This is a genomic window from Streptomyces sp. NPDC028991 (assembly GCF_055564775.1).
Genome location: NZ_JBVHVP010000071.1, coordinates 1 through 1,453, shown reverse-complemented (window position 1 = coordinate 1,453; position 1,453 = coordinate 1). Strand labels below are relative to the sequence as shown.

General features: G+C 55.1%; 1 protein-coding gene. It reads left to right on the top strand.

The window, feature by feature from the left end:
* Nucleotides 1-1,189: integrase core domain-containing protein (locus ACZ4V1_RS35860; RefSeq protein ID WP_468345356.1), on the top strand; the 1,189-nt coding region annotated here is incomplete at its 5' end.
* Between the last annotated feature and the right edge of the window lie 264 nt (nucleotides 1,190-1,453).

Below are 1,453 nucleotides of genomic sequence, written 5' to 3'. Positions count from 1 at the left end.
CGAGGATCTGACCATGCCCTGGAAAGAGCTGAAACCTATGGACCTCAGAGTGAAGTTCATCGCCGACTATTTGGAGGACGAGCACAGCTTTAGCCAGCTGTGCCTGGACCATCAAATCAGTCGCAAGACTGGCTATAAATGGGTCGAGCGCTACAAAGCGGAGGGGCCCAGAGGCCTCGAAGAGCGAAGTCGCAGCCGCCACAATCAGACGTATGTGGTCCCTTTTGCTGTCCGGCAGGCAATTATTGAATTGCGTTCGACTGGAGAAACGGTTCCCGGCCCGAAGAAGATCCAGAACGACTTGATACGGCGTTTTCCTGGGCAGAACCCACCCTCAAAAACCACCATTTACAACATCCTCAAGGCCGCTGATTTGATCACGCCTCGGCAATTGCGCCCGCGTGTAGCTGTCTATCCCAAGCCTTTACGTAAGGCAGAAATCCCCAACCAGCTTTTCAGCGCTGATTACAAAGGGCAATTTCTGACAGGGGCAGGTGTGTGGTGTTATCCGTTGACGATAATGGATCACGCGAGTCGCTTTTTACTGGCCTGCGAGAGTATGGCCAGCACCAATTTCAAGGAAACCCAGCAAACCTTCGAGCGGGTTTTCCGCGAATATGGGCTGCCTGAGCGCATCCGTACCGACAACGGTGTGCCGTTTGCCAGCACGGGCCGTGCCGGGCTGTCGCAGCTATCGATCTGGTGGCTACGACTTGGGATCATTCCTGAGCGAATTGAACCGGGCCGCCCTGATCAGAACGGGCGCCACGAACGTATGCACAGGACGCTGAAAAGTACGTTACCCCAACCACCGGCGGTTGCGTGGGATGCTCAGCAGCGTCACTTTGATCGCTTCGTGCAGCACTATAATTACGAGCGTGGACACGAGGCTCTTGGGCAGAAAACGCCAGCCTCGTGTTACATGCCTTCAACACGAGTCTATCCGGAGCGGTTGCCGGAGATGGGCTATGCGAGTCATGTCGAGTGTTACCTGGCAGACAGTAGTGGGATCATCAATCGAGCAGGTCTAAGGATTTATGTTGGTAATTTGCTGAGCCATCAAACCATCGGAATGGAGATGATCAGTGATGGCATATGGAATGTGATCTTCGGTCCGGTGATCTTGGGCCGAGTAAACGCTAGGGATGCAAAAAACGGTTATGTTTCAATCAAAGTGTCACCTATGTGAAGGCACTTTTTTGTAACCCATGTGGTTGTCCCGTACATGCCCCACCACTCGGCACCTCGCTTAGGCTCGGTGTGCCCTCACTCCGGCTTTGGACCGTGGGCCGCCGTCATGGGCCATCCCTGGCCCAGGACGGCTAACCTGGCGTCCTGCCAGGTTACCCACGCTCCAAAGCCTGCGTTCGGCCAGCGTGGTTTAACGGGGCGCCTAAGATCAAAATCAAGATCAACAGCAAGAGCACAGCGGCCTCCCGGCCGGCTTGAGTGT